The 24,547-nt window shown below is 29.8% G+C and carries 28 protein-coding genes and 1 tRNA gene; 24 read left to right on the top strand and 5 right to left on the bottom strand.

All coding sequences use genetic code 11. From position 1 onward, the window contains the following. Both BM384_RS05475 and BM384_RS05470 read right to left on the bottom strand, forming a co-directional pair. Positions 1-1,070, bottom strand: a 1,070-nt coding sequence (locus tag BM384_RS05475; protein WP_090011866.1) for an RNA-guided endonuclease InsQ/TnpB family protein, incomplete at its 3' end; no start/stop codon positions are given. A 389-nt stretch (positions 1,071-1,459) separates the two neighbouring features. Beyond that, complete coding sequence (locus BM384_RS05470; RefSeq protein WP_090011864.1) at positions 1,460-2,614, bottom strand: zinc-binding metallopeptidase family protein; 1,155 nt, start codon at positions 2,612-2,614, stop codon at positions 1,460-1,462. A gap of 157 nt (positions 2,615-2,771) precedes the next feature. On the opposite strand from BM384_RS05470, the gene tmk reads away from it, so the two are divergent. The 12 genes from tmk (at position 2,772) to BM384_RS05410 (ending at position 12,411) form a co-directional block, all read left to right on the top strand. Continuing rightward, positions 2,772-3,407 (top strand): dTMP kinase, encoded by a 636-nt coding sequence (gene tmk, locus BM384_RS05465; RefSeq protein WP_090011862.1) that lies wholly within the window; start codon positions 2,772-2,774, stop codon positions 3,405-3,407. 68 nt (positions 3,408-3,475) lie between these two features. Next, positions 3,476-3,802: a cyclic-di-AMP receptor gene (locus BM384_RS05460; protein ID WP_090011860.1), complete on the top strand. Its 327-nt coding sequence runs from the start codon at positions 3,476-3,478 to the stop codon at positions 3,800-3,802. Between the two features lie 15 nt (positions 3,803-3,817). After that, positions 3,818-4,747: a DNA polymerase III subunit delta' gene (locus tag BM384_RS05455; RefSeq protein ID WP_090011858.1), complete on the top strand. Its 930-nt coding sequence runs from the start codon at positions 3,818-3,820 to the stop codon at positions 4,745-4,747. A gap of 3 nt (positions 4,748-4,750) precedes the next feature. After that, positions 4,751-5,656, top strand: coding sequence for a PSP1 domain-containing protein (locus BM384_RS05450; RefSeq protein ID WP_090011856.1), 906 nt, complete (start codon positions 4,751-4,753; stop codon positions 5,654-5,656). Positions 5,657-5,667: 11 nt separating this feature from the next. After that, on the top strand, positions 5,668-5,871 hold the full coding sequence (locus tag BM384_RS05445; protein WP_090011854.1) for a heavy-metal-associated domain-containing protein: 204 nt from the start codon (positions 5,668-5,670) through the stop codon (positions 5,869-5,871). 97 nt (positions 5,872-5,968) lie between these two features. Then, positions 5,969-6,139 carry a DUF362 domain-containing protein gene (locus tag BM384_RS05440; RefSeq protein WP_090011852.1) on the top strand — a complete coding sequence of 57 codons (171 nt, stop codon included), beginning with the start codon at positions 5,969-5,971 and terminating at the stop codon, positions 6,137-6,139. Positions 6,140-6,347: 208 nt separating this feature from the next. Next, positions 6,348-6,803, top strand: a complete 456-nt coding sequence (locus tag BM384_RS05435; protein WP_090011850.1) for a CtsR family transcriptional regulator — start codon at positions 6,348-6,350, stop codon at positions 6,801-6,803. Between the two features lie 14 nt (positions 6,804-6,817). Next, on the top strand, positions 6,818-7,345 hold the full coding sequence (locus BM384_RS05430; RefSeq protein ID WP_090011847.1) for a UvrB/UvrC motif-containing protein: 528 nt from the start codon (positions 6,818-6,820) through the stop codon (positions 7,343-7,345). A gap of 1 nt (position 7,346) precedes the next feature. After that, a complete protein-coding gene (locus BM384_RS05425) occupies positions 7,347-8,363 on the top strand; it encodes a hypothetical protein (protein WP_175537294.1) in 1,017 nt (338 codons plus the stop codon). Between the two features lie 23 nt (positions 8,364-8,386). Further along, entirely contained in the window at positions 8,387-10,846 is a 2,460-nt protein-coding gene (locus BM384_RS05420; RefSeq protein WP_090011842.1) for an ATP-dependent Clp protease ATP-binding subunit, read from the top strand. Positions 10,847-11,240: 394 nt separating this feature from the next. Continuing rightward, positions 11,241-12,167, top strand: coding sequence for a thioredoxin-disulfide reductase (gene trxB / locus BM384_RS05415; RefSeq protein WP_090011840.1), 927 nt, complete (start codon positions 11,241-11,243; stop codon positions 12,165-12,167). 13 nt (positions 12,168-12,180) lie between these two features. Next, positions 12,181-12,411 carry a glutaredoxin domain-containing protein gene (locus BM384_RS05410; protein ID WP_090011838.1) on the top strand — a complete coding sequence of 77 codons (231 nt, stop codon included), beginning with the start codon at positions 12,181-12,183 and terminating at the stop codon, positions 12,409-12,411. 83 nt (positions 12,412-12,494) lie between these two features. On the opposite strand, the gene BM384_RS05405 is transcribed toward BM384_RS05410, so the two are convergent. Further along, on the bottom strand, positions 12,495-12,722 hold the full coding sequence (locus tag BM384_RS05405) for a glutaredoxin family protein (protein ID WP_090011836.1): 228 nt from the start codon (positions 12,720-12,722) through the stop codon (positions 12,495-12,497). A 99-nt stretch (positions 12,723-12,821) separates the two neighbouring features. Then, positions 12,822-12,983, bottom strand: coding sequence for a hypothetical protein (locus BM384_RS17580; RefSeq protein ID WP_175537293.1), 162 nt, complete (start codon positions 12,981-12,983; stop codon positions 12,822-12,824). A gap of 204 nt (positions 12,984-13,187) precedes the next feature. Here BM384_RS17580 and radA point away from each other — a divergent pair, with 204 nt between their 5' ends. Then, a complete protein-coding gene (gene radA / locus BM384_RS05400) occupies positions 13,188-14,555 on the top strand; it encodes a DNA repair protein RadA (protein ID WP_090011834.1) in 1,368 nt (455 codons plus the stop codon). Positions 14,556-14,571: 16 nt separating this feature from the next. Next, positions 14,572-15,636, top strand: a complete 1,065-nt coding sequence (disA, locus tag BM384_RS05395) for a DNA integrity scanning diadenylate cyclase DisA (protein ID WP_090011832.1) — start codon at positions 14,572-14,574, stop codon at positions 15,634-15,636. Positions 15,637-15,703: 67 nt separating this feature from the next. Here the strand turns inward: disA and BM384_RS05390 are convergent, their stop codons facing one another. Next, positions 15,704-16,099, bottom strand: a complete 396-nt coding sequence (locus BM384_RS05390) for a nucleoside triphosphate pyrophosphohydrolase family protein (RefSeq protein ID WP_090011830.1) — start codon at positions 16,097-16,099, stop codon at positions 15,704-15,706. Positions 16,100-16,368: 269 nt separating this feature from the next. Here BM384_RS05390 and BM384_RS05385 point away from each other — a divergent pair, with 269 nt between their 5' ends. The 10 genes from BM384_RS05385 to BM384_RS05340 form a co-directional block, all read left to right on the top strand. After that, entirely contained in the window at positions 16,369-17,463 is a 1,095-nt protein-coding gene (locus BM384_RS05385; RefSeq protein WP_090011828.1) for a PIN/TRAM domain-containing protein, read from the top strand. Between the two features lie 17 nt (positions 17,464-17,480). Further along, the gene (gene ispD / locus BM384_RS05380) at positions 17,481-18,152 is read left to right on the top strand and encodes a 2-C-methyl-D-erythritol 4-phosphate cytidylyltransferase (protein ID WP_090011825.1); all 672 of its coding nucleotides are present in this window, start codon (positions 17,481-17,483) and stop codon (positions 18,150-18,152) included. 299 nt (positions 18,153-18,451) lie between these two features. Continuing rightward, positions 18,452-20,167, top strand: coding sequence for a proline--tRNA ligase (locus BM384_RS05375; protein WP_090011823.1), 1,716 nt, complete (start codon positions 18,452-18,454; stop codon positions 20,165-20,167). Positions 20,168-20,182: 15 nt separating this feature from the next. After that, a complete protein-coding gene (gene cysS / locus BM384_RS05370) occupies positions 20,183-21,580 on the top strand; it encodes a cysteine--tRNA ligase (RefSeq protein ID WP_090011821.1) in 1,398 nt (465 codons plus the stop codon). Between the two features lie 57 nt (positions 21,581-21,637). Next, a complete protein-coding gene (locus BM384_RS05365) occupies positions 21,638-22,051 on the top strand; it encodes a Mini-ribonuclease 3 (protein ID WP_090011819.1) in 414 nt (137 codons plus the stop codon). Positions 22,052-22,073: 22 nt separating this feature from the next. Further along, positions 22,074-22,832, top strand: coding sequence for a 23S rRNA (guanosine(2251)-2'-O)-methyltransferase RlmB (rlmB, locus tag BM384_RS05360; protein WP_090011817.1), 759 nt, complete (start codon positions 22,074-22,076; stop codon positions 22,830-22,832). 15 nt (positions 22,833-22,847) lie between these two features. After that, positions 22,848-23,360 carry an NYN domain-containing protein gene (locus BM384_RS05355; protein WP_090011815.1) on the top strand — a complete coding sequence of 171 codons (513 nt, stop codon included), beginning with the start codon at positions 22,848-22,850 and terminating at the stop codon, positions 23,358-23,360. A gap of 89 nt (positions 23,361-23,449) precedes the next feature. Further along, entirely contained in the window at positions 23,450-24,070 is a 621-nt protein-coding gene (sigH, locus tag BM384_RS05350; protein ID WP_090011868.1) for an RNA polymerase sporulation sigma factor SigH, read from the top strand. A gap of 78 nt (positions 24,071-24,148) precedes the next feature. Next, positions 24,149-24,224 (top strand) — tRNA-Ile (locus tag BM384_RS05345). A 57-nt stretch (positions 24,225-24,281) separates the two neighbouring features. Then, the coding region (locus BM384_RS05340) for a GTP-binding protein (protein WP_175537292.1) at positions 24,282-24,547 on the top strand (266 nt) is incomplete at its 3' end.

Below are 24,547 nucleotides of genomic sequence, written 5' to 3'. Positions count from 1 at the left end.
TTTTTTATAGAACCACAAGAGTGGCATAATTTGCTTGAAGGGTAAAACCTATCAACAATTCTTAATTCAATTCCTAAAGCATGACATTTATTAGTTAATTTATTTCTAAATTCATAAAATTTCTGCTGCATCACTGCTTTAGATAAATGCCTATTCTTCATTAAACCACTAATATTTAAATCTTCAATTGTAATATATTGTGGCTTGTTTCTTACCACACTACTTACAACTTTATTTATATAATCAGTTCTTATATTAGTAAGTCTTTGATGAAGTAGTTGTACCTTAACTATTTGTTTTTGGATATTTTGTCTAGTAGCTTCTCCTTTCTCTTTTTTATTTCTTAATTTAAAACTTTCATATTTCCTTGAAAGCTTTCTTTGTTCTCTTAATAATCTCTTTTCTATTTTTTTAACTCTTTGAGTTTTATTTATATTTTTATAAGGTTTATCTAAGCCACTGCAAGTAGCAAAATCCTTAATACCTAAATCAATTCCTACTCCTTGATTTGTATTTTTCTGTGGTGTAATTTCAGTATCAATAATTACAGACACATAATATCTATTTGCCTTTTTAGATACAGTTCCACTAATAACCTTTGCTCCTACTGGAATATAGCCATATTCTTTTAATCTTACATTCTTTAAAGTAGGTATCATTATTCTGTGTCTATCTACTTTCCAATCAACTTTATTATTCTTAGGAAAATATAATTTAACATCAGATTTATTTTTCTTCTTAAATTTCGGAAATTTAGATTGACCTTTAAAAAAACTTTTATATGCAGTTTCTGCATTTTGTATGGCTTTCTTTCTAGCTTTAGAACCACAATTATTTATCCAAGAGTAATCTTCTAAAACTTTAACTTCATTATTTATATATTTGTCAAAATCATTAGCACTCATAAAAGCTTGTTTTTTATCTATAAAACCTTCTTTAAATTGAGCATATAGCCCATTATTAACTGAAATATACTCATTATATAGCCATCTACAAATACCAATGCTTTGATTAATCTTCTCTATCTGCTTCATTGTTGGTTTTATTTCCACTTTGTAGGCTCTTTGCAATTTCTTTATCCCTTTCTATCTTCTTTTTATATTTTCCCAATCAATAGATTTTATAACCAAATACATGTAAGATTGATATAATCTAATCTATCTCCAATGTCTTTAATTATTTTATCTACTATTATTCCCTTAGAAGATGTAAAGTTCAAAAGAAATTTCACTTGCTCTTAGTAATTTAGTAAAACTTTTAGGTTTATAGTTATTTATGTGTTTATTCATTAATTAATATCACCTCTTGAGCATATATCAACACATTTACTATATTTTTATTAACTAAAGTTCTCTCCTTCTTTTTTAAACTATACACTCAATTATACTATCATAAAGTATTTTGTAAAACTATTTTATCTATTTAAGTACATAATAAAAAGACAGGTTAATCCTGCCTCTTATTTCTTATTATAGAATTCCTTTTTTATTTCAACTAAAAGATATTCTTTTTCTATTAAATCTACTGCAGTAAAAGCAAGTGCTAATGAAGATTTTTTTATTTGTGAAAAAGCAAAGTCACTAAGGGTTGCCTCACCAAATTCTTTACTGCCATATTTAATATCATTATTCTCACACATTGATATATATGGATGAATACAAGGAACTTTTTTACTAACAATACCTATACTTAAACCAGCATTTATATTTTTTGGTTTATTTATTGTTATAATTCCTGTTTCTTTAAGGTTATGACTAAATAATCTATTTAAAGTTCTGTTAGTAACCATTTCTTCACTTGGAGGTTCATAAAGTGAAATTGAATTTGGTATATTAGTTAGATTTGAAACATAACGTACAATTTCTCTAATCTTATTTTCAGCTAGTTCACCAAGTGCTGTCTCTTTTGATCTTATATAAAATTTGGCTTCTGACTCTAGTGGAAGAAGTAGTGGAGTGTATCCACCCTTAGATAATATGGAATTAATTTCAACATCTTTAGGGAAACCTTTTAATAAAGCATTTAGTATATTAAATGTTAATAAGGTAGCATCTAGTGATGAATAGTCTCCTTTATTCAAAAAGCTTAATCCACTATTTCCAACAAATTTTATACTTAAAGGTGTTATTGCAGAAGAAGTACCACTTTCACATGTTTTTACATCTGGATGACATTCCATAACTACATCAATATCTTCAAAAGCTCCTTGTTTTGTCATTAGTGTTTTTGTGCCACCTAAATATTCTCCAGGACACCCTATCAATATAGATGTACCACCAATTTTATCTACTATATTTCCTAAGATTAATGCAGCAGCTGTTGAAATACTTGCTAGGGCATTGTGTCCTGTTATGTGTCCATATCCTTCAACAGCATCATATTCACAAAGAAAGCATATCTTAGGATAACTATTTCCTTTAGAAGCATAAAAAGAATTATCAATATTTAAATATTTTTTACTTACTTTAAAATTATGTTTATATAACAAATTACATAGATAATTACAACTGTTAACTTCTTTATAACTTACTTCTGGATTAGAGTATATATATTTACATAAGTCTTTAATCTCATTTTCTATGGATGCTAAAAAAGATATCATTTCTCGTTTCATATTTTTGCCTCCCTAATATCGATTAGTGATATTATTTTTTGCATGTAAGGGGAAAAATATTAGTGTCTATACTTCATAAAAATACTTTCTTCTATTTTATAATACAAATGGTATAATAACATTGAACATTCATAGAAAAGAAAGAGGTAAAAATATAATGAATAAAGGATGCTTTATTGTATTTGAAGGCGGAGAAGGCTCTGGGAAAAGTACAATTTTAGATTTAATATATAATTGGCTTAAAGAAGAAAATATAGATTGTATAAAAACTAGAGAACCAGGAGGAATAAAGATAGCTGAACAAATAAGATCAGTAATATTAGATAAAGATAATACTGAGATGGATGGAAGATGTGAAGCGTTATTATATGCAGCAGCAAGAAGACAGCATTTAATTGAAAGAGTTATTCCAGCTTTAGAAGAAGGAAAAATAGTTTTATGTGATAGATTTTTAGATTCTTCTCTAGCTTATCAAGGACATGCAAGAGGGCTTGGTATAGATGAAATATATAATATAAATAAGTTTGCTATTGGAGATTATTTTCCAGATTTAACTGTATTTTTTGATTTAGATCCACAAATAGGACTAGATAGAATAAATAAAAATAAAGATAGAGAAGTAAATAGATTAGATCTTGAGAAAATTGAATTTCATAACAAAGTAAGAGAAGGATATAACAAACTATTAGAAAAGGATAGTAATAGAGTAAAAATAGATGCATCAAAAAGTATTGATGAGGTATTGGAAGATGTTAAATCAATTATAAAATCTAGATTAGATAAGAATATTTAACTATATGTAGAGAGTATCGTTTATGTTAAAATATATATAAGAATTATGAAACAAGGGAAAGTGATATTATGAAAATGATCATAGCTATAGTGCAAGATGATGACTCAATAGATTTAGTTGAAAATCTTACAGAAAAAAAGTTTGGAGTAACTAAACTTGCGACTACTGGTGGGTTTTTAAAGTCTGGTAATACAACTCTTATGATAGGAGTTAACGATGATGAAGTGGATAATGCTATTGAGATAATTAAAAAGATATGTGAAAAGAGAAAAGAAGTTGTAATATCAACCCCTGTTTCAGGAAATTCACAAATGTATATGCAGTATCCTATTCAAGTTGAAGTTGGTGGGGCAACTGTATTTGTATTAGATGTTGATAAATTTATAAGAATATAAAAATGAGGTGAAAGTGTGAAGGAGTTTATAGGATTTGAAAATATTATTAATGGATTTATGAAACGAGCAGATAAAGATACTCTTTCACATGCACACATAATTTCTGGCCCTGAAGGAATAGGCAAGAGTATAGTAGCAAGAATGTTTGCTATGAAGATACTAGGAAAAACTGAAGAGCATAATTATGCTGATATTATTCATTATAAGTCTAATAAAGCATCTTTAGGAATAGATGAAGTAAGAAAAATTATTGAAGAAGTGTCAAAAAAGCCTTATGAAGGAGATAAAAAAGTTATCATAATTCATGGTGGAGATAAGCTGACAATTCAAGCTCAAAATGCTATGTTAAAAACAATAGAAGAACCTCCAAAGGGAGTATATATAATATTGCTTACTGAAAGTCTAGAATTATTACTAGATACAATAAAGTCTAGATGTCAGGTTTATAAATTAACACCTTTAAGTAAGGAAGATATGATTAAGTATATTTCTAAAAGTGGAGAAACTGATAAAAATAAGATTTCAGCAGCATTAGCTTATGCTGAAGGAATACCAGGAAAAGCTGATAGACTAATTAATGATGAAAGCTTAGATAAACTTAGAGATTTAATAATGGGTCTTTTGAATCAGGTAAATAATAAAAATGAAAGTTTAGTATTAGAATATGAAAATATACTTTCAAAGTATAAGACTGAAAAAGATGAAATATTAAATTTATTATCATCAGTTATAAGAGACATTATAGTTTATAAAGAGTTAGAAAATAGAGATATAATTATTAATATTGATAGAATAGATGAAATTGGGGAATTGGCATTAACTTTATCTTATAATAAATTAAATTCAATGCTTAATTGTATTGAGGAGGCCAGAAAGAATTTTAAGAGTAACGTAAGTTATTCAATGACTATGAGTGTTATGCTTATAGGATTTATGGAGGGTTAATCAATGATAAAAGTAGTAGGAGTAAGATTTAAAAAAGCTGGAAAAGTTTATTACTTTGATCCAACAGATTTAAATATACAAAAAGGGGATTATGTAATAGTAGAAACAGCAAGAGGAATTGAATTTGGCGAATGTGTTATAGCTATTAAGGAAATAGATGAGAGCGAAATAATAGCTACTTTAAAAAGTGTAATAAGAATTGCAGATAGTAAAGATATAGCGAAACATAATGAAAATAAGGCTAAGGAATCTTCTGCTTTAAATATATGTTTAAAGAAAATCAAAGAACATGGTCTTGAAATGAAACTTATAGATGTAGAATATACTTTTGATAATAATAAGGTAATATTTTATTTCACTGCAGATGGAAGAATTGATTTTAGAGAATTAGTTAAAGACCTTGCAACTATATTCAAAACTAGAATTGAACTTAGACAAATAGGTGTAAGAGATGAAGCCAAGATGATAGGAGGTCTTGGACCTTGTGGTAGACCTATGTGTTGTTCAACATTTTTAGGTGATTTTACATCAGTATCAATAAAGATGGCAAAAGAACAAGGACTATCATTAAATCCAACCAAAATATCAGGAATCTGTGGAAGATTAATGTGCTGCTTAAATTATGAACAAAGCACATATGAAAGTATTAGAAAGAAACTTCCGAAGCAAGGTTCTATTGTACAAACTGAAGATGGTAAGGGTGAAGTAATTAGTAACAGTACTGTAAAGGAATCTGTAAGAGTAAAGATAAGATTAGATGATGAAGAAGTATTAAAAGATTATAAGATAAAAAATGTTAAGTTAGTCAAAGGAAGTTACGAAGATACAGTAGATGAAAAAGATTTAAGATTGGAAATAGAATCAGAAGAAGATAAAAAGTTAATTAAGGATTTAATTAACGAAAAGTAGGGGGAAGGCTTATGGAATCTATAATCAAAATTTATAACTTAAATACTCAAAAGGATGTAAGCAAGATTCAGAAGGTCATATCTCAAAAAGAGGGTATATTAGCTTGTGAAATATCATTAAAAAAGAAAGAAGTTCAAGTGATATTTAATGAGAGTTGCACAGATTTAGATTCAATTCAGGAAAGCATAGAAAATGAAGGCTATATGACATTTTAAGGGGGTTCAGTAAAATTTAACAAACCACTTTTAATTGTTTATAAAACATGTTAGAATAGTGTTGGTGTAATTACTATAATATTAGGAGGTGTTTTTGATGGCATATAAAATAAGTGAAGATTGCGTAAGCTGTGGAGCTTGTGCAAACGAATGTCCAGTAGGAGCAATATCTCAAGGAGATACACAATTCGAAATAGATGCAGATTCTTGTATCGATTGCGGAACTTGTGCAGGTGTTTGTCCAGTTGGTGCTCCAGCAGAAGCATAATAATTAGTAAGCTTAAAGATCGTCTTTTAGACGGTCTTTTCCATAGTAAAAAAGGCGTCTTTTTAGACGTTTTTTTTAATTATTAAAAAATTGTGTGTATTAATAAAAAGGTCATAATTAAATAAAGCTTGAAATAAATATAAATAAATATTAAGATAAAATATAAGGTCAAAGTAAGTCAAAAACAAAGGTTTAAGAAGGTGATATTATGGCAAGACTTTCAGATGTAATTGAAAGCTTCATCAAGGATATGCTGATAAAAAATGGAGGAGAACAAGTTCAGATACAAAGGAATGAACTAGCTGACCACTTTAGATGCGCACCGTCTCAGATAAATTATGTACTAACAACAAGATTTACCTATGATAAAGGCTATGTTATAGAGAGCAAAAGAGGCGGCGGTGGATATATTGTAATACGACAAGTAACATATGATGGATCAGAGGAAAGAAACAATATAATTTACGATGTTATTGGTGACTCTATAACGAATTATAATGCAGTAACACTTCTTCAAGGCCTTATTGATTCAAATCTTATTACAGATAGAGAATTTGAAATTATAAAAATTGCAATGAACGACAGAACACTATCAGAAGCCGAAGATAGAAATAAAATTAGAGCAAGTATATTAAAGGCTATGCTTATGATAGTTTTATCTTAGAAGGGGTGTTAAAAATGTTATGTGAAAAATTCGGGAAGAGAGAAGCAGCTGTTAGAGTTGTAAAAATTATTAATGGCAAAAGAAGTCAAGCAATGTTATGTGAGGAATGTGCAAGACAAGTATCAAGTGCACCATTAAATGTCAATTTTGATAAGAATTCAAACTCAGCTTTTCCAGCTAATATTGCAAGTAATTTATTAGGAGGAATTCTAGACGGTATTAGTAAAGACAGTAAAATTGAAGTTATATGTAAGAATTGTGGTTTAAAGTATAGTGAATATAAAAATACAGGAAAGTTAGGCTGCAGTGAATGTTATGAAAGTTTTAGCGATTTATTAATTCTAGATATAAAAGAAAGTCAACAAAGTATAGAGCATGTTGGAAAAATTCCTGTAAGAGCAGAGGGACAGGTATTTAGAATAAAACAAATAAAGAAACTTAAAGAAGAGTTACAAAAAGCTATTCTTGAAGAGGAGTATGAAAAAGCAGCTATCCTTAGAGATAAAATACTAGCATATGAATCTGAAAAGGAGAGTGAATAAGATGATTAATAACTGGGTATATAGTGGAATAACAGCTGACACAATTGTTATTTCTAGCAGTTTATCTTTAAGTAGAAATTTTAGTGACTATGTATTTGTTGATAAGATGAGTATAAGTGAAGCTAGAAGCTTAGTAGATACAGTTTACTATACATTTTATAGTAAACACATTGAAGATCAGTTTACCCTAATAAAGTTATGGGAATGTTCCGAAAGTAAGCTTAAAGTCCTTTTAGATGAAGAAATAATTAACGAAAAGTTATTAAAGAGAAAAGAAAAAGCAGCTGTAATTGTTAATGAAGATTCAAATTTGGCTATAATCATAAATGAAGAAGATCATATAAGAATAAGCTGCAAATCAAAACAAATGAACTTAGAGAAATCTTATAAATATATTAATAGAATTGATAATCTTATTGAAGAAAATATGACGTATTCCTTTAGTGAAACATTAGGATATTTGACTTCATCAGTATCTAATGTAGGAACTGGTTTAAAAGTAGAAGTTTTGATGCATTTACCAATTATAGTATTACAAGATACCATGGGAGACCTTAAAGGTCAATTAAATAAACTAAAAATAAATATAGATGGAGCTTACAAAAAAGGTTCAGATGTTTTAGGACATATGTATACTATTTCTAATAAAGCTACATTAGGTGTAAGTGAAATAGAAATAATTAAGTATATTAACGACATAGTAATAAATATAGCAGATGAAGAAAATAATCTTAGACAAACATTCATGGAAAACTTTGAATATGAATTAGAAGATAGAGTAATGAGATCTTATGGAGTATTAAAGAATGCTAAGATTTTAAGAGAAAATGAAATCTTAAATTTATTATCATATGTAAGAATGGGAGCAGAAGTAAACTTATTAAATTTAGATATAGAGGCTTTAGATAGATTAATTACTTTTACTAAAGACTCTGTCATACAATATAAGTATCAAAATATGTTAAGTGAATCTGAACTTAAATTAATTAGGGCTAATATTGTTAAAAAAATATTATAAAGCAGAAGGTTAGGAGGGATAATATGCCACACGGAAAATTTACTGAAAGAGCACAGTTGGTAATTATAGAAGCACAGAAGGAATCTCAAAGATTTAAGCATGGGTATATAGGTACAGAACATATTCTTTTAGGAATACTTTCAGAAGGCGGAGAAGCTAAAGAGGTATTATGTAAAAACGGAATTGAAATTGAAGAGGTAAAAGAGTTAATAGAGGATTACTTAGGCTATGGAGAAGTATTAATGCCTCAAGGAGAACTTTTATTGACTCCAAGAACTAAAAGACTATTTGATGAAAGCTTTGTTGAAGCAAAAAATTTAAATCATAAATACGTTAGTCCTGAACATTTACTTTTAGCTTTAGTTAAGGAAGAAGAAGGTGTAGCATATACAATACTAAACAAGTTAGAGCTGAACTTCAAAGAAGTGAGAAAAGAACTATTAGCTATTTTATCTGGTAGAGACTCTAATAAAAATGGTGATATAGGCAAAAATGAAGATTCAAAAAGAGCAGATACACCACTATTGGATCAATATAGTAGGGATTTAACTAAGTATGCTGAAGAAGGAAAGCTAGATCCTGTAATTGGACGTGATGTAGAAAATCAAAGAGTTTTAGAAATTCTATGCAGAAGAATAAAAAATAATCCATGCCTTATAGGAGAACCAGGAGTAGGTAAAACTGCTGTAGTTGAAGGTTTAGCTCAGAGAATTGTTGATGGTAATATTCCTGAAATACTAAGGAATAAAAGACTATTAAGCCTAGATTTAAGTGGAATGATTGCAGGAGCAAAGTATAGAGGTGAATTTGAAGATAGGCTTAAGAAGGTTATGGAGGAAATCAGAAACAATAAGAATATCATAGTTTTTATTGATGAAATTCATACAATCATAGGTGCAGGAGGAGCTGAAGGTGCTATAGATGCGTCTAATATATTAAAGCCTGCATTAGCAAGAGGCGAAATTCAATGTATAGGTGCTACAACTATAGATGAATACAGAAAGTATATTGAAAAAGACTCAGCATTAGAAAGAAGATTCCAACCTATTATTGTTGGTGAACCTAATAAGGAAGAAACATTAGAAATATTAAAAGGTCTTAGAGATAAGTATGAAGCTCACCATAGAGTTAAAATATTAGATCAAGCTCTTGAAGCTGCAGTTGAATTGGCGGATAGATATATAACTGATAGATTTATGCCTGATAAAGCTATAGACTTAATGGATGAAGCAGCTGCTAAAATTAGAATAGAAAATCTTATTGCACCTCCAGATTTAAAGGAGATAGAAGTAAATATAGATGATCTTGCCAAAGAGAAGGAAGAGGCAATAAGAATTCAGGATTTTGAAAAAGCTGCACAGCTTAGAGATGATGAAAAGGAACTTAAAGAAAAGCTTGAATCATTAAAGAGAGATTGGAATACTCAAAGTTCGGTTCAAATATTAAATGTAACAAGAGAAAATATTGCAACAGTTGTTTCTACTTGGACTAAGATACCAGTTGAAAAGTTAACTGAAAGAGAAAGTGATAAGCTTCTTAAGTTAGAAGAAATACTTCATAAAAGAGTAATTGGACAAAATGAAGCTGTAAAAGCAGTTGCACAAGCTGTAAGAAGAGCTAGAGTGGGACTTAGAGATGAAAAGAGACCTATAGGAAGTTTTATATTTTTAGGACCAACAGGTGTAGGTAAAACAGAGTTATGTAAGGCGCTAGCAGAGACAATGTTTTCTGATAAAGATAATATTATAAGAATTGATATGTCTGAATATATGGAAAAACATTCTGTAGCAAGACTTATAGGAGCTCCTCCAGGATATGTAGGATATGATGAAGGAGGACAGCTTACTGAAGCAGTTAGAAGAAAACCTTATTCAGTAGTATTACTTGATGAAATAGAAAAGGCTCATCCAGATATATTTAATATACTACTTCAAATAATGGAAGATGGAAGATTAACTGATGGAAAAGGAAAGGTAGTTAATTTTAAAAATACCATAATAATTATGACATCCAATGTAGGAGCGCACTCAATAAAAAAACAAAAAACTTTAGGATTTAATATTGAAGCTAATAAAGATTCTGAATATGAAAAGATGAAAGAAAATATTATGGAAGAACTTAAAAAGAGTTTCAAACCTGAATTTTTAAATAGAATTGATGAAACAATAGTATTCCATAAGCTTACAGAGGAGGATATGTTAAAGATAGTTGATCTAATGCTTAAGTCAATGACAGGAAGATTAAAAGGAAGTAACATTGATGTTGAGTTTAAGGCTAGCTGTAAGAAGTTCCTTTTAGATAAAGGTATTGATTTAAATTATGGTGCAAGACCTTTAAGAAGAGTAATTACAAAAGAGGTAGAAGACCGTTTAAGTGAAGAAATTCTAAAAGGTAATGTTAGTATTGGAAATAAGCTTGAAGTTTCAGCTGGAGATGATAAGCTTCTTTTTAAAGAGGTTAGTGAAAAAGAAAAGGTTCTATAAACTTAAAGACTGTTAGTATATATTAATAGACTAGCAGTCTTTTTTTAAGTGCGCCCAGTATGGGCGTGTACTCAATGTCGTCAACTTAGCGTAATATTACGCTAAGTTGACGACATTGTATGTTCACTGAGTAAGTTCCAGTTTCCAAATATAAAATTTGGACTGTCACTTATATGAAATAATTTTACTTTTAGAAACTTTTGCATGGCAAAACAAAGTTGCTTCCTGCGCTGAAAAGCTTGGCGTCAGCCACTAAGAAAAAATAAAGTTTGGTTTGAATTATAGATATTTTTACAAAAAACTGAAAGTAAATGTTAATTAATAATTGTTATTGATAAATTTGTGAACTGTGATACAATATGAATAGATAGTTTTGGTATTAAGGAGATGTATTATGGTAAATAAAGAAATTAAAAATTTAGACTTAGTAATTCTAGGAGCAGGTCCAGCAGGACTTACAGCAGCAATATATGCATCAAGAGCTAAACTTAATATGATTGTGTTAGAAAATGCTTTCCCCGGTGGACAAGTGAGAAACACTTATATAGTTGAAAACTATCCAGGATTTAAACATACAACTGGAGCAGAATTAGCAGATAAAATGCAGGAACAAGCAGAATATGTTGGAGCAGTAATAGACGAATTTGATCCTGTAGTTAATATTTCTCTTACAGAAGAGGAAAAGATAATAGAAACTGAAAGTTATATATACAAACCTAAAGCTGTTATATTAGCAACAGGATCAGTACCAAAGAAACTTCCAGTTAATAATGAAGCAAAGTTTGCAGGTAAGGGAGTTCATTATTGTGCTGTATGTGATGGAGCTATGTATACAGATAAAGTTGTAGGTGTAGTTGGCGGAGGAAATGCCGCTCTTGAAGAAGCTATATTCTTATCTAGATTTGCAAAGAAGGTATACTCTATAAGAAGAGCTGATTCTTTTAATGGTGAAAAATCACTTTTTGAAGAAGCAGTTAATAATGAAAAAATAGAAATACTATACAACACTGATGTTGTAAGTTTTGAAGGTAATGATTTTCTAGAAAAAGTAATATTACAAGATACTATTACAGGTGAAAAAAGAGAAATAAATATGGATGGTGTATTTGGTTCTATTGGAACAGAACCTAAAACTACAGACATTTCAAAATATATTAACGTAAATGAATATGGATATATTCTTACTAATGAACTTATGGAAACTAATGTGCCAGGTGTATTTGCAGCTGGAGATGTAAGAGAAAAGCCATATAGACAGATAACTACAGCAGTTGCCGATGGAACAGTAGCAGCATTAGCAGCTGAAAGATACATTAAGTAAAGGAGAGATACTAATGATAAAGGTATATTCAACATCTTGGTGCCCAGGATGTGTAAAATTAAAGAAATACTTAAATTCAAGAGGAGTTGAATTTGAAGAAATAAACGTTGCTGACAAGCATGAAGATAGAGAAGAAGTTTTTAAAGTTTCTGGTCAAAGAACAGTACCAGTTTTAGAAGCAGACGGAACAGTAGTAGTTGGCTTTGATAAAGCTTTAATAGATGAAATAATAGATAACAAGTAAATTTTTTAATATGCCTTAATTAAATGCAATTCTTGTTAATAAAAAAATAATGGCTAAAGCAAAAATACTTTAGCCATTATTTTTTATTTAGTTAGTGCTGTATCTATAGCTGGTTTATCAAAACCAACAATTACAGTGCCATTTATATCAAGAACAGGTACGCCCAGTTGTTTTGATTTCTTTAACATCTCTTCTCTGCCAATCATGTCTTCAGCTACATTAACTTCTTCAAATGCTATATTTTTTGATTTAAGATAATTTTTAGCTTTTACACACCAAGGACATGAATCCGTTGTATATACTTTTATCATAATTTTACCTCCATATAGCTATTTATATCTTTAGGATAAGAGTACATTGTTTTTAATGGATATTCAATATATAATATGTAAAAAACTTCAATCTGTTTGCTATTTAATCATATTTTCATTGGTTAAATTAGAATTTATTATAATGTTTGAAAGTTCATTTGAATTAGAATCATAGATGTTATTAATAGAATAGCTAGTATTATCTTTTAAGATATTTTTACCGCTAATATTCAAAGTTGATACCATTTCTTTATTTAGCATAAAAATTCATCTCCTATCATATTTTTCATTAGTTTGTGAATATAAATATGTTTTTATGCTATATAAATAAAATATAAATTTTGAAATGTAAAAAACAAATAAATTTACATAATTACTATTAATAACTTTCTTATATATGATATTATTATAGTAGCAAATTGATTAATAGTATTATGCAGATATATAGAGATGAGGAATGAGGAAATGGCAAAAATAAAATCTATTTATACGTGTCAGCAGTGTGGTTATGAATCACCAAGATGGCTTGGAAAGTGTCCTTCTTGTGGAGAATGGAATTCTTTCGTGGAAGAGATAAAAGATAATTCTGCTAATGCAAAAAGTAATATAATAAAAAGTATTCTTCCTGAAAATATGCCTAAGAGTATAAAGAATATTAAGTCAGGGGAAAAAGAAAGATATAAAACAAATTTAAAAGAACTAGATAGAGTTTTAGGTGGAGGACTTGTAAGAGGATCACTTACTTTAATTTCAGGAGATCCTGGAATAGGTAAGTCAACTTTACTTTTACAGACAGCTAATAATATATCAAAAAGTTATGGTAAAGTTTTATATGTTTCAGGTGAAGAATCAGAAGAACAGATAAAGATTAGAGGAGATAGATTAGGTGTAGATGCAGATGATTTATACATCGTTTCAGAAACTAATCTTGATACCATTGAAGCATATATAGATGAAATAAATCCTGTATTTGTAATAATAGATTCTATTCAAACTATATATAAAGAAGAAGTAACATCTGCACCAGGTAGTGTGTCTCAAGTTAAGGAATGTTCAAATCAAATAATGAGAATAGGAAAAGGAAAGAATATACCTTTATTCATTGTTGCGCATGTTACAAAGCAAGGTGAACTTGCAGGACCAAGAGTGCTTGAACATATGGTGGATACTGTTTTATATTTTGAAGGTGAAAGAACAGAGGAATTTAGAATTTTAAGAACAATGAAGAATCGTTTTGGTACTACTAGTGAGATAGGAGTATTTGAAATGAGGGAAGAAGGATTAATAGAAATTTATGACCCCTCAAGAATGTTCCTAGAAGATACGACATTTAATCAGGAAGGTTCTGTTGTAATAGGTATTATGGAGGGAACAAGACCAATTTTAGTAGAAATTCAAGCTCTTGTTACTCAAACTAATGCTCCTATGCCTAGAAGAACTACAGTTGGTATGGATTATCAAAGATTAAGTTTGATTTTGGCGGTTTTAGAGAAAAAATTAAGAGTGCCTTTTTATAATCAAGATGTGTATATAAATGTTGTAGGTGGGCTTAATATTAGTGGAACAACAGCAGATTTAGGATTAGCATTAGCTCTTCTTTCAAGTGCTAAGAATAAAGGTATATCATTACCTAAGGTAATGATAATTGGAGAAGTTGGGCTTACTGGAGAAATAAGACCAATATCAAATGCTGATAGATTAGTAAATGAAGCAGAAAAAATGGGCTTTGAATATGTAATTATGCCATATAGAAATAAAGAAAAAATTAAAAACTCAAAAATTAATGTCATTGCAGTTAATAACTTGAGAGAAGCGTTGGGAAAGGTATTTTAGAGGTTGAGGTGAGGATATGAGGTTAGAGAAAGATATTGAAAAACAAAAGATATTAAAACTTATGTGCCCAGGTACTCCTTTGAGAGAAGGGTTGGAAAATATCCTTAGAGCAAAAACTGGTGGCTTAATAGTATTAAGTGATAGTGAAGAAGTTATGAAAATAGCAGATGGAGGCTTTTTAATAAATGCAGAATATTCATCAGCATATATATATGAATTAGCTAAAATGGATGGAGCTATTATTTTGAGTAAGGATTTAAAAAAGATAATTTTGGCAAATACACAATTGGTTCCAGAATCATCAATACCAACTTATGAAACGGGAACAAGACATAGAACAGCCCATAGAGTTGCAAAACAAACTAGCAAGATAGTTATTGCAATTTCTCAAAGAAGAAATATGATTACTGTATATAAGGGGGATATAAAATACGTATTAAGAGATAGTAGTACAATTTTAGAAAAAGCTAATCAGGCAATACAGACCCTTGAAAAGTATGTTTCTGTTTTAGAAAGAGTAATTAATAATTTAAACTTATTAGAGTTTCAAGATTTAACAACATTATTTGATGTAGCAACAGCTATTCAAAGAACAGAAATGGTTATGAGAATAGTAGAAGAAGTAGAAATGTACATATTAGAGCTGGGGAACGAAGGAAGATTAATTTCCATGCAGTTAAATGAGCTTACAAAGAATATTGAAAGAGATGGAATATTGCTAATAAGGGATTATATTTCAGATGGTCTAGATCTTAATGAGGTTTATAAAGGAATTCAAAAACTGTCACAAACTGAACTTTTAGATTTAGAAGCTATAAGTAAGCTACTTGGATATTCAGGAGAACCTTTAGGTGAAACTTTAATATCGCCTAAGGGATATAGAGTTTTAAGCAAGGTACCAAGAATACCAGCAACAGTTATAGAAAACTTAATAAAGCATTTTAAAGATTTAACAAGTGTAATAGATGCTGAAATAGATGATTTAGATAAGGTTGAAGGAATCGGTGAAGCAAGAGCTAGAGCCATAAGAACTGGATTAAAGAGAATTAATGAACAGGTTTATTTAAATAATCAACTATAATAAAAATGAACTGATATTTAAATTTTATAAAAAATATCAGTTCATTTTTTTTAGTTCATTAAATTTATTATCTAAAAGTAAATTTTCCAAGAGTATTGATTTTTTCATTTTCTTTAATAAGTATATCATATAAGTTTATACCTAAATCATTGCAGAGAGCAGCTAGGTAAAAGATATTGTTTCCTATCTCCCCCTCAATTATTTCACGGCAATTATCACATAGTTCACCATTAACATGAGTGCTTAGATGTTCACCCACATTTTCAAGAGAATCATCATCTAGTAGATTTTGTTTAGAAGCATTAATTTTAATACATCCACAATTAGTAACGGCTTTAGCAATAGCCCTATTTACTCTAGAATTAGATTCAGAGTACTTAGTTAATAAGTCTATAATACTTTTATGCCTTAAAAGTGAATCGTTTACGGTGTTTTGAAATTCATCAAAAATAATATCTTTCATAATTATCAACTCCTTTACCTATAAAAAGGTGCGACGTTAATTACATTATAGTTATATAAATGATACATTGTCAATAAAAGGTAGAAACCTTAATGATTTACTATATTCATAATAACAAAATAAATGATTTTTCATAGGGGGTGATATATAAAAAAACTTAATTTGCAAACTTATACATGTTAGTAGTATTTGTAGTGTGTTATAATTAAATAATATAATGTGGATTTATTATTGAAAAATTGTCAATAATTAAATAAGGAGGTGAATATATGATAAAAAAGATAGTAAGAGGTGTACTTACAGGAGTTGGAATAGCTATTGGATATGTAGTTGGCAAGGCCTTAATGAACATCTCAGTGATTAATAAACTAAGCTTTTTTTCAGATTCATATAAAGTTTTATTAGTAATTATTTTTATGGCTTTATTATTTGGTATTATATTCTTTTTATTGGCGCCTATCATTTATTCTGCAGTTTTAGAATTAATAGAGTATGTAGAAAAGAACATACAAAAATTAAGTGTAGGAGAGATTGTATATGGAGCAGTAGGGGCTCTTATAGCACTTATTATTACAAGTTTAATGTCTAGACCTTTATTAGATATTCATAGGGTGTTTGGACCTATTATAGTTATATCTTTGAATGTAATAGCAGCTATTATAGGAGCAGATATATTAATAAAGAAAAAAGATGATATAACAAATATACTTTTAAGTCTAAAGAAAAATGGAATAACAAAAGAAAAGAAAAACAAATCTTCATATAAGGGGGTACCTAAAGTATTAGATACTTCTGTGATAATAGATGGAAGAATTTTTGATATATGTGAAACTGGATTTATTGAAGGACCACTTATTATTCCAAACTTTGTGTTAGATGAGTTAAGACATATTTCTGATTCAGCAGATGCATTAAAAAGAGTTAGAGGTAGACGTGGATTAGATATCTTAAATAAAATACAAAAAGAATTAAGTATCGAAACAGAGGTTTGGGAAGGGGATTTTCCAAAGATAGAAGAAGTAGATAGTAAATTACTAAAACTAGCACAAGTACTAAAAGGAAAAGTTATAACTAATGACTATAATTTAAACAAAGTAGCAGAAGTACAAGGTGTTCCTGTACTTAATATAAATGAACTTTCAAATGCCATTAAACCTGTAGTAATACCAGGAGAAGAAATGAGCGTAGAAGTTGTTAAAGATGGAAAAGAATCAAGCCAAGGTGTTGCGTATTTAGATGATGGAACTATGATTGTTGTTGAAAATGGTAAAAAACTTATCGGCCAAAAAGCTGGAGTTATAGTTACATCAGTTCTTCAAACAGCAGCTGGAAGAATGATATTTGCCAAACCTAAAGAAAATTAGTATAGAAGGAGTAATTTATGGTTTCAGCAATAATTTTAGCAGGAGGAAGAGGTAAAAGAATGGAAAGTAACATTAGCAAACAATATATATGTGTTAATGGAAAGCCGATTCTTTACTATACTATAAAAAGATTCTTAGAGTGTAGTAGTGTTAATGAAATTGTCTTAGTTCTTCCTAAAGATGAAATAGAGTATTGCAAAAAAGAAGTTTTAGAAAAATACTCATTGAAAGTAGATAAGATTGTTGAAGGTGGAAAAGAGAGACAGGATTCTGTATATAATGGGTTAATCATACTTGATAAAACAGATATAGTCTTAATTCATGATGGTGCTAGACCATTTGTTTCAGAGAGAATAATAGAGGAAGGCATAAAAAATGCTAAAAAATACGGTGCTGCAGCACCAGGAGTAATGCCTAAAGATACTATAAAAGTTAAAGATGAAAACTCTATATCAAAAGAAACTTTAGATAGAAGTAGCCTTGTAGCTGTTCAAACACCGCAAGTATTTAATTTTAAATTAATAAAGCAGTGTCATGAAAAGGTGAAAGAAGAAAAAGTTATGGTTACAGATGACACAATGGTGGTGGAGCGTTATGGAAACAAAGTATATTTATATAAAGGTGAGTATACCAATATAAAAATAACTACACCAGAAGATTTAGTGCTTGCAGAATACTTAGCTAAGTAGTAAGCTTATATTGACATTAATTTACCAAAACGTTATAATGTAATAAAATTTTATGATTTTAAGTTATGATGAAGAATAGTAGGAGTCGACCTTTTCAGAGAGATAATCCGTGGCTGAAAGATTATCAACCAGACTTTGAACCAGCTTTTGAACTATAGGAAAAAACTATCGGTTTAATACCGTTATCATTATTGGAGAACAAATTTAGGTGGTACCGCGAGTCAAAATCGCCCTAATGATAATATTAGGACGATTTTTTTTGTTGTAAAAAAATATAAAAAAAGAGAGGATGTTTACATATGAAAATGTCAAAAATGTTAATGCTGACTTTAAGAGAAGTTCCAGCTGAAGCAGAAATTCAAAGCCATAAGTTAATGCTAAGATCAGGAATGATGAGAAAGATGGCTTCAGGAATCTATAATTATATGCCTTTAGGTCTAAAAGCATTAAAAAATGTAGAAGATATAATTAGAGAAGAAATGAATGCTACAGGAGCACAAGAATTTTTAGCATCAGCTATGATTCCAGCAGAATTATGGCAACAATCAGGAAGATGGGATGCTTATGGTGCAGAAATGTTTAGAGTAAAAGATAGAAATGATAGAGATTTCTGCTTAGGACCAACTCATGAAGAAGTATTCACAGATATAGCTAGAAATGAAATTAAATCATATAAGCAACTTCCAGTAAATTTATATCAAATTCAAACTAAGTATAGAGATGAAAGAAGACCAAGATTTGGTGTTATGAGAAGTAGAGAATTCATAATGAAGGATGCTTATAGCTTTGATAAAGATCAAGCAGGATTAGATAAGTCATTTGATACTATGCATGATGCATATGTAAGAATCTTTAACAGATGCGGTTTGGATGCAAAATGCGTTGAAGCAGATTCAGGTGCAATTGGAGGATCAAATTCAGCAGAATTTATGGTTAAGTCTGAAGTTGGTGAAGATGATATTGTATTCTGTAATCATTGTGATTATGCAGCTAACATAGAAAAGGCAGCATGTACACCTGAAGAAGCAGAAAAAGAAGAATTAAAAGAATTAAACAAAGTAGAAACTCCAAATGCAAGAACTATTGAAGAATTAGTTAATTTCTTTAACACTACAGAAAAGAAATTTGCTAAAACATTATTATTCAATGTTGATGGAAAAATAGTTGCAGTAATGGTAAGAGGAGATAGAGAAGTTAACGAAGTTAAAGTATCTAATGCAATTGGTGAAGTAATTAACTTTGAAATGGCTACTCCAGAAGAAGTATATAATGCAACTTCAGCTAAGGTTGGTTTTGCAGGTCCAATAGGAATAAAGGTTGATAAGTTATTTGTGGATGAAGAAGTAACAAAGATGTATAATTTTATAGTAGGAGCTAATGAAACAGGATTCCACTATGAAAATGTAAATTACGGAAAAGACTTTGAAGGTATAGTTGGAGACTTCAGAAACGTAACTGCTGGTGAAAAATGCCCATGTTGTGGTGGAGAAGTAACTATAGCAAGAGGAACAGAAGTAGGTCACATATTTAAATTAGGAACTAAGTATTCAGAATCAATGAATGCTAAATTTATAGATGAAAATGGTAAAGAACAACCATTTATAATGGGATGCTATGGAATTGGTGTTACAAGAACACTTGCATCAATTATAGAACAACATAATGATGAAAACGGAATAATATGGCCATTGTCAGTAGCTCCATACCATGTTTCAGTTATTCCAGTTAATGTAAAGAATGAAGAACAAGTAGCAGCTGCAGAAAAACTATATGCTTCATTACAAGACATGGGAGTAGAAGTTCTATTAGATGATAGAAATGAAAGAGCTGGAGTTAAATTTAAAGACTCTGAACTTATGGGAATTCCTATGAGAGTTACAGTAGGAAAGCTTATAGGCGAAGGAAATGTTGAATTTAAGTTAAGAGATGGCGGAGAAAATGAAGTAATAAGCATAGATGAAGTATGTGCTAAAGTTAAAGCTGAATTTGAAAAAAACAACCTAAAATTAAAATAATTTAGGAGGCTCAAAATGAAAGTATATAACACTTTAAGTAGAAAGAAAGAAGAATTTAAGCCAATAACACCTGGTAAAGTTAAGATGTACGTGTGTGGACCAACTGTATATAACTACTTCCACATAGGTAACGGTAGAACATTTATCGTTTTTGATACTGTTAGAAGATATTTAGAATACAGAGGATATGAAGTGGATTTTGTTCAAAACTTTACTGATATCGATGATAAGATGATTAAAAAAGCTAATGAAGAAAATACTACAGTTAAAGATGTTGGTGATAAATTCATAAAAGAATATTATAAAGATGCAGATGCATTAAATATAGAAAGAGCAACTGTAAATCCAAGAGCAACTGAATATATTCAAGATGTAATTGATTTTGTTAGTAAACTTATTGAAAAGGGTTATGCTTATGAAGTTGATGGTGATGTATATTTCAGCACTAAGAAGTTCCAAGGATATGGAAAATTATCAGGACAAAATATAGAAGATTTACAAGCAGGTGCAAGAATAAACGTTGATGAACGTAAAAGAGATCCAATGGACTTTGCTGTATGGAAAGCAGAAAAACCAGGTGAACCTTCTTGGGATTGTCCTTGGGGAAAAGGAAGACCAGGATGGCACATTGAATGTTCATGTATGGCAAGAAAAATCTTAGGAGAAACTATTGATATTCATGCTGGTGGTATGGACTTAGCCTTTCCACATCATGAAAATGAAATAGCTCAAAGTGAAGCATTAACAGGGGTTCCATTTGCAAACTACTGGCTTCATTCAGCTTATATAAATGTTAATAATCAAAAGATGTCAAAATCATTAAATAACTTCTTTACAGCAAGAGAAGTATTGGCTGAATATGATGCAGATGTAATAAGATTCTTTATGTTATCTGCACACTATAGAATTCAAATTAACTTTAGTAAAGAATTATTAGATTCTGCAAAGGCATCAGTTGAAAGGTTATATAATGCCATTGGAAACTTAGAAAACTTACTAGATGAAGTATCTACTGAACCTATGACAGATGAAGAAAAAGAATATCTTAAGTCTTTAGATAAATATAGACAAAAATACATTGAAAAGATGGATGATGACTTCAATACAGCGGATGCAATAACTGTTTTATTTGAATTATCAAAGGATTTAAATACAAACGTAACTGTTAATTCATCTAAAGAACTAGTAACTAAGGCATTAGAATTAATGAGAGAACTAGGCAAGCCACTAGGAATGTTACAAAAAACAACAAAAGGAAGCCTTGAAGATGAAGTTGAAGCTTTAATAGAGCAAAGACAACAAGCAAGAAAAAATAGAGATTTTGCTTTAGCTGATAAGATTAGAGATGATTTAAAAGCTAGAGGAATTGTCTTAGAAGATACACCACAAGGTGTTAGATGGAAAAAGATTTAATTATAGAATAAATGAAAGGCTGCACTTTGGTGTAGCCTTTATTTAAAGGAGAAAGAAATGCTTAATGATTTAAGAATAAGAGAATTTAAGAAGGAAGAAGCAAAACAGTTAAATCCCTTACAATTAGCCTTAATTGGCGATGGTGCATACGAAGTTTTTATAAGAAATTATATACTTTCACAAAAAACAGACTTATCTGCACATAAGATTCATGTAGAAGCTATTAAATATGTAAAAGCTAAAAGTCAATCTTTAATAATGCATGAATTAGAAAGTGAGTTAACTGAAGAAGAAGAATACATTTTTAAAAGAGGAAGAAATGCAAAGTCAGCAACAGTCCCTAAGAATGCAGATGTAAGAGATTATAGAATGGCAACAGGGTTTGAAGCATTAGTTGGCTATTTATACCTAATTGGTGATACTGAAAGATTACAGTTTATATTTGAAAAAAGTATTGATATAATAAGTTAATATTCTAAGGAGGTATATATTTATGAAAAACAACGTAAGTGATGAGAGAGAAGATTTGATCATTGGTAGAAATGCCGTAATGGAAGTGGTTAAAGGAGATAGAACAGTCGAAGCTTTATATATATCTAAAGGTCATGTAGAAGGAACAATAAATGCAATAATAAAAATAGCAAAAGAGAAGAAGCTTGTTATTAAAGAAGTTGATAGAAAAAAACTTGATATTATGAGTGGAGGAACAGTGCACCAAGGTGTTATTGCAAGAGTTACACCATATGTTTATTCAAGCGTAGAAGATATTTTAGATTTTGCTAGAAAAAAAGGTGAAGATCCTTTTATAGTAATTTTAGATGAATTAGAAGATCCACATAATTTAGGTTCAATAGTTAGAACAGCGGAACTTTGTGGAGTTCATGGGATAATAATACCTAAAAGAAGAAATGTAGGTGTAACAAGTACAGTATATAAACTATCAGTTGGTGCAATTGAGCATATGAAAATAGCTAAAGTAACTAACATTAATAAGACATTAGATGAATTAAAAAAAGAAGGCGTATGGATATATGGTGCTGATATAGATGGTACAGAATATAGCTATGAAGTTGATTATTCAGGGCCTTGTGCATTAATTATCGGTAATGAAGGAAAAGGTATTTCTAAATTAACCCTTAAGAAATGCGATAAAATCATAAAAATTCCAATGGTTGGAAAGATTAACTCTTTAAATGCATCTGTTGCTGGTGGTATAATGATGTATGAAGTACTAAAAGGAAGACTTAAGTAATTTAAGGGGGACTTCATGAAAATAATATTTATAGATGGATATAATGTATTAAATAGCTGGCCTAATTTAAAAGCAGGTAAGAATGACAGTTTCGATGGAAGAAGACAGAAATTAGTTAATATACTTCATAATTATGGCTCCTATCATGATTGTAAAGTTATTTTGGTTTTTGATGGCTATAAGGTTGCTGGTAATATAGAAAACAAAGAAGAAGTCAATAAAAATCTATCTATAATATTTACTAAAGATGGGGAAACAGCCGACAGTTATATAGAAAAAGAAGTGCACAATCTTGGTAGACGATATGAAGTTTATGTAGTAACTTCTGACTGGCTTGAACAGCAAACTATATTTCAAAGAGGAGCGGTAAGAATGTCTTCATTAGAATTTTATAATGAGGTCATGCAAACTGAACAGAGTATAAGAAAGAAAAACTTAAAAAATAAAGTATCAGCCAAAAATCACTTGCAAGATAATATCGATGAGGATGTCTTAGAAGTGCTTGAGAAGATGAGAAGAAGTGATTAGTAGGTTTGACTTAAAATAGTTTATTATAGCATAATTTAATTGGTAGAGTGTAGTTCGGAGGGGGAAATTTGTACAATAAAGGATATTCAATGGGTAATTACTCAGAATTTGAAGGAAAATTAGACGAAGAAATTGTATTGGAAGCAAAATATGGTAATATTAGAGCTCAGGAATATCTTATTACTAAGTATGAGAATTTTGTTAAAGCTAAGGCTAAATCTTATTTTTTGATAGGTGCTGATAAAGAAGATATATACCAAGAAGGAATGATTGGTTTATATAAGGCAATAAGAGATTTTAAACCTGACAAATTAACAACATTTAAGGCTTTTGCTGAACTATGTGTTAGAAGACAAATTATAACGGCCATAAAAACAGCTACTAGGCAGAAACATATACCTTTAAATAAATATGTATCTCTTAATAAACCTATATATGAAGAAGAGTCTGAAAGAACTTTACTAGATGTATTGTCAGGACTTAAAATAACTGATCCTGAAGAATTGGTTATAGGTCAAGAACAGATGGAATATATCGAACGAGAAATAGAGAAGACATTATCTGACCTAGAAATGGAAGTGCTTACATCATATTTAGATGGTAAGTCATATCAAGAAATTGCATGTGATTTGAATAGACAAGCAAAATCTATAGATAATGCATTGCAAAGAGTAAAAAGAAAATTAGAAAAGTGTCTTAATTTAAAGTAATGTTTTTATATTGACAAATAAAATGATTGATAGTAAACTTTATAATTGGTATATTGAAAAAATAGTCGATATACGAGTGCTCACGTAGCTCAGTAGGCAGAGCGTCGCCTTAATAAGGCGGAGGGCGTCGGTTCAATCCCGATCGAGAGCTCCAGAAAAATAAAAAAACGCTAGGCAAAGTTTATTTAAGAATAGCGAGGAGGAATTTATAATGGCAAAGGAAAAATTCGAAAGAAATAAACCCCATGTAAATATTGGAACAATTGGTCATGTTGACCACGGTAAGACAACTCTTACAGCTGCTATTACAACAGTATTAGCAAACAAAGGATTCGCAGAAGCATTCGATTACGCATCAATCGATAAGGCTCCAGAAGAAAAAGAAAGAGGAATCACAATCAACACTGCTCACGTTGAATATGAAACAGACAACAGACATTATGCTCACGTTGACTGTCCAGGACACGCTGACTACGT

Source organism: Clostridium sp. DSM 8431, assembly GCF_900116755.1.
Lineage (GTDB): Bacteria > Bacillota > Clostridia > Clostridiales > Clostridiaceae > Clostridium.
Note: the sequence above shows the minus strand (reverse complement) of the source record. Positions and strands in the feature narration are given on the sequence as shown.

Bases quoted from the DNA above. Each gene is read 5' to 3' on its own strand.
- BM384_RS05470 (WP_090011864.1), bottom strand. From the start codon at position 2,614: ATGAAACGAGAAATGATATCTTTTTTAGCATCCATAGAAAATGAGATT.
- tmk (WP_090011862.1), top strand. From the start codon at position 2,772: ATGAATAAAGGATGCTTTATTGTATTTGAAGGCGGAGAAGGCTCTGGG.
- BM384_RS05460 (WP_090011860.1), top strand. From the start codon at position 3,476: ATGAAAATGATCATAGCTATAGTGCAAGATGATGACTCAATAGATTTA.
- BM384_RS05450 (WP_090011856.1), top strand. From the start codon at position 4,751: ATGATAAAAGTAGTAGGAGTAAGATTTAAAAAAGCTGGAAAAGTTTAT.
- BM384_RS05445 (WP_090011854.1), top strand. From the start codon at position 5,668: ATGGAATCTATAATCAAAATTTATAACTTAAATACTCAAAAGGATGTA.
- BM384_RS05440 (WP_090011852.1), top strand. From the start codon at position 5,969: ATGGCATATAAAATAAGTGAAGATTGCGTAAGCTGTGGAGCTTGTGCA.
- BM384_RS05435 (WP_090011850.1), top strand. From the start codon at position 6,348: ATGGCAAGACTTTCAGATGTAATTGAAAGCTTCATCAAGGATATGCTG.
- BM384_RS05430 (WP_090011847.1), top strand. From the start codon at position 6,818: ATGTTATGTGAAAAATTCGGGAAGAGAGAAGCAGCTGTTAGAGTTGTA.
- BM384_RS05425 (WP_175537294.1), top strand. From the start codon at position 7,347: ATGATTAATAACTGGGTATATAGTGGAATAACAGCTGACACAATTGTT.
- BM384_RS05420 (WP_090011842.1), top strand. From the start codon at position 8,387: ATGCCACACGGAAAATTTACTGAAAGAGCACAGTTGGTAATTATAGAA.
- trxB (WP_090011840.1), top strand. From the start codon at position 11,241: ATGGTAAATAAAGAAATTAAAAATTTAGACTTAGTAATTCTAGGAGCA.
- BM384_RS05410 (WP_090011838.1), top strand. From the start codon at position 12,181: ATGATAAAGGTATATTCAACATCTTGGTGCCCAGGATGTGTAAAATTA.
- BM384_RS05405 (WP_090011836.1), bottom strand. From the start codon at position 12,722: ATGATAAAAGTATATACAACGGATTCATGTCCTTGGTGTGTAAAAGCT.
- BM384_RS17580 (WP_175537293.1), bottom strand. From the start codon at position 12,983: ATGCTAAATAAAGAAATGGTATCAACTTTGAATATTAGCGGTAAAAAT.
- radA (WP_090011834.1), top strand. From the start codon at position 13,188: ATGGCAAAAATAAAATCTATTTATACGTGTCAGCAGTGTGGTTATGAA.
- disA (WP_090011832.1), top strand. From the start codon at position 14,572: ATGAGGTTAGAGAAAGATATTGAAAAACAAAAGATATTAAAACTTATG.
- BM384_RS05390 (WP_090011830.1), bottom strand. From the start codon at position 16,099: ATGAAAGATATTATTTTTGATGAATTTCAAAACACCGTAAACGATTCA.
- BM384_RS05385 (WP_090011828.1), top strand. From the start codon at position 16,369: ATGATAAAAAAGATAGTAAGAGGTGTACTTACAGGAGTTGGAATAGCT.
- ispD (WP_090011825.1), top strand. From the start codon at position 17,481: ATGGTTTCAGCAATAATTTTAGCAGGAGGAAGAGGTAAAAGAATGGAA.
- BM384_RS05375 (WP_090011823.1), top strand. From the start codon at position 18,452: ATGAAAATGTCAAAAATGTTAATGCTGACTTTAAGAGAAGTTCCAGCT.
- cysS (WP_090011821.1), top strand. From the start codon at position 20,183: ATGAAAGTATATAACACTTTAAGTAGAAAGAAAGAAGAATTTAAGCCA.
- BM384_RS05365 (WP_090011819.1), top strand. From the start codon at position 21,638: ATGCTTAATGATTTAAGAATAAGAGAATTTAAGAAGGAAGAAGCAAAA.
- rlmB (WP_090011817.1), top strand. From the start codon at position 22,074: ATGAAAAACAACGTAAGTGATGAGAGAGAAGATTTGATCATTGGTAGA.
- BM384_RS05355 (WP_090011815.1), top strand. From the start codon at position 22,848: ATGAAAATAATATTTATAGATGGATATAATGTATTAAATAGCTGGCCT.
- sigH (WP_090011868.1), top strand. From the start codon at position 23,450: ATGGGTAATTACTCAGAATTTGAAGGAAAATTAGACGAAGAAATTGTA.